This window comes from Synechococcus sp. H55.10, assembly GCF_047502715.1.
GTDB lineage: Bacteria > Cyanobacteriota > Cyanobacteriia > Thermostichales > Thermostichaceae > Thermostichus.
In genome coordinates this window covers 1-5,796 of record NZ_JANSJJ010000096.1, presented here as the reverse complement: position 1 = coordinate 5,796, position 5,796 = coordinate 1, and the positions used below count along the sequence as shown (strand labels likewise).

The following is a 5,796-nucleotide window of genomic DNA, read 5'->3' as shown; positions in this document are numbered from 1 at the left end:
GATCCAAAGAATGGGTTGGCATTCCCTTCTCTCCTTCCTCTTAAAACCTGTACCCTATTTTAAATTAACAGGCTGTATGCTGGCACTATCTCCCAAGAGGCAGCACAGGCTTGGAAGACTCTACGATAATAAGGAGAGTGAACATGAAACAGCTCAGGGAGCAATTTACAGAACTCGGCTACTGCCATATCCCCCAGTTTATTTCGCCCGCCTTGCTAAATGAGTGGGCAGATGACCTGCACTGGCTGGTCGCCACCCAGCTTGAGCGGTTTGGCCTTTCAGCCAGTGAAGAAAGTGACCCTGTGCGTCGTTTGTCGCGCTCGCTCATTACTCTGTGGCGGGCCAAGCCGGAGGCACAGTCTTGGATTTATGAGGAGGTTAATCGTCGGCCTTGGATGTTTGAACTGGCAAGCAGCCGCTTGCTCACGAGTTGGGTTAGAGAGATACTGGGCAGCGAGCACATCGCCATCCATCCACGCCTGAACATGATCATGAACATGCCCGGCCACGAATGGCATGTTGCCCACTGGCATCAGGATCGTTTCTACGGCCCACAGCATCACGTAGTGGCCTACATTCCGTTACAGAATACCGGCGCCTTTAATGGTGGGTTGGTGGTTGCACCTGGCGAACACAAGCGAGGTCTGCTGCCCCACGCCTACGACGAGGCGCTGCGTGGAAAAAACAAGTGGATTACGCTTTTGCCAGAAGTCACCGCTTCCTTCAAAGAGCAGCGTCAGCTCGAACTAATGGCAGGTGACCTGGTTCTCTTCGACGGACTATTGCCGCACTCGGCCAACCTGAACCGCAGTGAAGATGTAAGATTTGCGGTTACGCTGCGCTATACCGATTTGACCGATCCTTTCTTCATTGAACGAGGCTGGCGCTGGCAAGATTTGGCGGAAGAAGGACTGAAAGCACTTGCAACCAAGGAGAATGCCCCATGAGCAGCACTAACCATCCCTTGAGCGGCATGATCCGCGAGTCATCCCGTCAAAGCGAAGCCAATATCAGGTGCCTGGCAGAACTGGAGCGCTACTGGGCCGAGAGCCCCGGCAGCGCCAACATCAAACTGGAAAATTTTACCAAATACGTCACGCGGGAAAGCTTAACGAAATTCTTGGCACGCGCCGAGGTGTTCCAGAAGCAACTGCACGTTCACGGTTCAGTTGTTGAGATGGGGGTTGCCCGTGGCGCAAGCCTCATGACCTGGTATCACCTGAGCTCGATTTTCGAGCCAACCAATTATCTGCGCGAGATCATCGGCTTCGATACTTTCACGGGTTTTCCAGAATTGTCTGCAGCCGATCTGGCAGGTCATCAGGTTTCCGAACATACCCGTCCCGGTGGTTTTGCCGTCGAAAGCGGCATGGCCAACGATATTCTGCGTGCCGCGTCCATCCATGATTTGACCCGCTTTCTCGGACACCTACCAAAACTGAAGCTAGTCGAGGGCGATCTGCGTGTTACACTGCCCAAGTATCTTGAAGACAACCCCCATTTGGTTGTCTCTTTGCTGCATCTTGATGTCGACCTCTACGAGCCGACAAAACTGGCCCTGGAATTGCTCGTGCCGCGCATGCCCAAGGGAGCAGTGATCTTGTTTGACGAGCTCAACATGCGTCAGTTTCCAGGTGAGACGCTGGCGACGTTGGAGACGCTGGGCATCCGCAATCTCCGTCTGATCCGCTTCCCCTACGCGACGTGCATGTCATACGCCGTGCTTGAGTAAACTCCTCCACGGCTATAGCTTGCTTCCTTGAAGCGGTAGCCCTGCAAGGGCTGGTTTACAGCAGCTCCAGATGGGGCAATCAGGTTGGCGGCGTTGGACTCCCCATCCCCTTCCCAAGGCCTTTCTTGGCCGCCTGGACTGGGGTGGGGGCTAGCTTGCAGACTAGGGTCAGGGTTTGTTGCAGGGTAGTAGTACGATAGCCTCAGTGCTGCGTTTTTCTGATGACTCCCCTTTACTCCGACTCCTGCCCGGCATGTGGCGAAGTAGCGGCCCACCCTTTTTTTGACGGCGGGATGGCGCCGCTTGCCACCCTAGGCTGGCCGCGCACTGAACATGAGGCGCGGGCAATGCCCCGTTATCGGCTTGACTTTGTCCAGTGCATTGCCTGTGGCCATGTCTGGAATCGCGCCTTCTGCTATGAGGATGTTCCCTACCCCAGCCAGCCCAACCTCATGTTCAACGCCGGGATCCTGTGGAACCGGCACCTGGCACAACTGGCGGATGAGGCGTTGACCCGCCTGCCCCAGAAGCCAACAGTGGTTGAGATTGGGTGCGGCTGTGGTCACTTTCTGCGCGCGTTGGCTGCTTGTCGGCAAGGGCAGTACATCGGATTTGATCCCCACCAACCAGACGACTTCCCCCGCGACTTCCAGTTTGAGGCGCGGCTTTTTGAGCCGGTTGAGGATCTGCTGCGCATTCAACCGGATCTGGTGGTGATGCGCCACGTGCTGGAGCACTTTAGCCAACCAGCAGCTTTCCTGCAGCAGTTGGCGTGGGCTGCGAGTCAATGTGAGAAGACTGTACGCCTGCTTGTTGAAGTACCTTGTATTGACCGGGTCTTCTCTACAGGCCGATTGGTGGATTTTTACTACGAACACCCCCAGCAGTTCAGTACCGAGTCGCTACGTGCCCTGTTACAGCGCGTGGGTGCCATTGTGAGCCTGTGGCATGCCTACGATGGGGAAGTGGTGCTGGCCATCGTGGAGCTCCGGCTACCCCCCGACTGGCGGCTACGAGCAGAAGCAGCAGCCCAATTCCTGCAGCGCAGCCAAGCGGCCCGGCGCAGGATTGCGGCCCAGCTTCACGAGCTTGCCTGCAGTGGCCTGCGGGTTGCCATATGGGGAGGTACGGGGAAAGGGGCAGCCTTCATGCACCACTTTGGGGTTAGGGCCGAGCAGTTTCCCTTGGTCGTCGATTCGGATCCCAACAAGGTCGGCACTCATGTGCCCGGGGTGGGCCAGAGAATTGTGAGCCGAGAGGAACTGGTCAAGCAGCCGCCAGACGTGGTCATTATTCCGACGCAATGGCGCGCTGCCGACATTGTGACAGAGATGGCCAGCCTTGGGATAGAGCCAAAGCAGGTTCTCATCGAGCACCAAGGGCAGTTGGTCGACTACTGGCACGCGACCCATCCCTATGCCCTGCCGGAAGGGAAAAAGAGCACTTGAGGAGTTTCCCTGCAATGTCAGAGTTGGACGAGCTGCTGCAGCAAGCCCTCAACCATCACCAGCAGGGGCGCCTGGAGGAGGCGGAGCAGCTCTACCGAGCTGTCCTACGGTCTGTCCCCCGCCACCCAGAGGCGCACCACAAGCTGGGGCAGCTTACCCGCCAGCGGGGGCAGCCCCGGGCGGCCCTGCACCATTTGGTAACCGCCGTCAGCGCCAATCCAACGGTTGGTCAGTATTGGCTGTCCCTGGTGGAGGCGCTACTGGAGTGTGGCGAATATGCGGAGGCCGAGCGGGTGCTTGCCGATGGGCACACCCTCGGACTACTGGAAGAGGCAGTGGTTGTCGAGTGGAGCGCGCGGCTGGCCGCTACCAAGCTGGCAGGATCCAGCCCGGTGCCAGCGACTCGAACCCTTAGCGAGGAGGAAGCCAGCAAGCTGCAGGCAGCAAGTGAGGCCTACAACTGTGGCAACCTGGCCCTTGCTTTGCAAAAAGCCCAGGAGGTGCTGGCCAGAAACCCCAGCTCTGCCCTGGCCTGGGCCCTTGTTGCCAATGTGCACTGGAAGCAGGGGGAGTATGCTGCAGCAGAAGAGGCGGCTCGCCGCGCTCTGGACCTTGAGCCTGAAGAGCGCAACGCCCTGCTTACCCTAGCGCTATCTCTGGAAGGGCAAGGGCGCTACGTGGAAAGCGAGGCGACCTTTCGCCAGGCGCTCCTAGCCTATCCAGAGGATGCTGAGATATACAGCAATTTTTCAGCTCTATTGCAGCAGATAGGCAAATGGCCGGAAGCGCAAGCGGCTGCCCTGCGGGCCATCGAGCTCCGGCCGACCTATGCTGACGCCTGGGTCAACTACGGGAGCGCGCTGCTGGGGGGCGGTGAAAGAACGCGGGCCAAGAACGCCTACCAAGCAGCGCTGCAGTTCAATCCCCAACGGGTGGAAGCGCTCCTCTCGCTTGGGAGAATGGCGGCAAAAGAGTACAACTTTTCCCAGGCCCTGGATTACTACGACAAAGCCTTGGCGCTTCGCCCCGACTTCCCTGAGGGCTTGCTGGGCAAGGCAGAAGTCTACCTCAATTTAGAGCTCTTTCAGGAAGCAGAGAGCTTTGCCCGTCTTGCCCTTCAAAAAGATCCCCACCACTTTGCTGCCTATCTGGATCTAGCGCTTGCCTTGGCAGTTCAAGAAAGGGATGCAGAAGCCGAGGAAGTGTTGCAGGCAGCGCGCCAATGCAGGCCGCAGCCCCCTAATGCTGCCGAGCTGATCCTTGCGGCGCAGATTCAGGGCCGGCTTTGGCTACCCTCCATCCTAGAGTCGCAGGCCGCTATCGCCCACTGGCGGGCACGCTACCAGGAGGGTCTGCGGAGTTTGCTGGCCTTGCCGGGAACCCTGGAAGACCCGACCCAACTCATCGGACGCTCCCTTGCCTTCGAGCTTGCCTACCACAACGCCGACGACCGGCCACTCATGGAGATGCTCTGCCAGCTCTTTCGAGCCAAGGCGCCGCAGCTCAATTTTGAAGCCCCCCATGTTGCCCGTTGGCACTTCCCTGCTGGTCGGCGCATCCGCGTTGGCTTTTGCTCAGAGCTTCTTGTCAACCACACCATCGGCAAGCTCTACCAGGGCCTTTTGCGTCAGCTTGACCGCTCGCGTTTTGAAGTCATCCTCATCTACCCACCGCAAGCCCGTCGCGACTCGGTGCGGGCTATGTTAGAGGCTGCTTGCGACCGAGTGGTGGTTCTCAGCGGCCCACTGCCCCAGTGGCAGGCGCAGGTTGCAGCTCTGGAGCTGGACGCTCTTTTCTATCCCGACATCGGCATGAAGATGTCCACCTACTTCCTGGCCTATGCGCGGCTTGCGCCGGTGCAGATGGTTAGCTACGGCCACCCGGATACCACTGGCCTCGATACAATCGATTACTTCCTGGGGGCCGATGCGCCAATGGAGCCAGAAGGGGCGGAAGCGTACTACAGCGAGCGCTTGGTGCGCTTTGCCCGCCTGCCCTTCTGCTACCAACTTTTCGGCTTGCCACGGCAAATTCCCCCCCGGGCAGAACTGGGCCTGCCTGAGCGCGGCAGGCTCTACGGCTGCCCGCAATCGCTTTTTAAGCTTCACCCTGACTTCGACGCGGTGCTGGCCGCCATTGCCGAGGGCGATCCCGAGGGCCACATTGTCCTCGTCGACGGCTTGGCCAAGACTTGGAACGACCAGCTCAGGGCTCGCTGGGCAAAGAGCGCCCCCATCCTCAACGAACGGGTCTGCTTTGTGCCGCGCCAGCCCCTTGCTCGCTTCATGGCGCTGGTGGCCCATTGTGACGTTCTGCTGGATCCTGTCCATTTCGGCTCAGGCAACAGTCTCTACGAGGCCATGGCCTACGGCAAACCCATTGTCACCTGGCCTGGGCGCTTTGCCCGTGGGCGTTTGGTGGCGGCAGCCTATGAGCAGATGGGGATTGCCGAGATAGCGCCCATTGCCCCATCCCTCGACGCCTATGCGGCTACAGCCCTTGCTTTTGGCCGCGACAAGGAGCGCTGTCTGGCTTTTGCCACCAAGGCCGTAGAATCAGCCGAAGCGCACCTGTACTACGACCTGCAGGCCGTGCGGCAGTTCGAGACCTTTCTCC

Annotated in this window: 4 protein-coding genes; all 4 read left to right on the top strand. The window is 59.0% G+C overall.

Annotation, left to right across the window (positions count from 1 at the left end; all coding sequences use genetic code 11):
• The first annotated feature begins 143 nt into the window (after positions 1–143).
• Positions 144–947 (top strand): phytanoyl-CoA dioxygenase family protein, encoded by an 804-nt coding sequence (locus tag NW858_RS07195; RefSeq protein WP_414347532.1) that lies wholly within the window; start codon positions 144–146, stop codon positions 945–947.
• The gene (locus tag NW858_RS07190) at positions 944–1,732 is read left to right on the top strand and encodes a TylF/MycF/NovP-related O-methyltransferase (protein ID WP_414347530.1); all 789 of its coding nucleotides are present in this window, start codon (positions 944–946) and stop codon (positions 1,730–1,732) included. The genes NW858_RS07195 and NW858_RS07190 overlap by 4 nt, the downstream gene beginning before the upstream one ends.
• Positions 1,733–1,953: 221 nt before the next feature.
• The gene (locus NW858_RS07185; RefSeq protein WP_414520194.1) at positions 1,954–3,180 is read left to right on the top strand and encodes a class I SAM-dependent methyltransferase; all 1,227 of its coding nucleotides are present in this window, start codon (positions 1,954–1,956) and stop codon (positions 3,178–3,180) included.
• A 14-nt stretch (positions 3,181–3,194) separates the two neighbouring features.
• Positions 3,195–5,796: tetratricopeptide repeat protein (locus NW858_RS07180; RefSeq protein ID WP_414520193.1), on the top strand; the 2,602-nt coding region annotated here is incomplete at its 3' end.

Coding starts and splice junctions, on each gene's coding strand:
- NW858_RS07195 (WP_414347532.1), top strand. CDS start 144: ATGAAACAGCTCAGGGAGCAATTTACAGAACTCGGCTACTGCCATATC.
- NW858_RS07190 (WP_414347530.1), top strand. CDS start 944: ATGAGCAGCACTAACCATCCCTTGAGCGGCATGATCCGCGAGTCATCC.
- NW858_RS07185 (WP_414520194.1), top strand. CDS start 1,954: ATGACTCCCCTTTACTCCGACTCCTGCCCGGCATGTGGCGAAGTAGCG.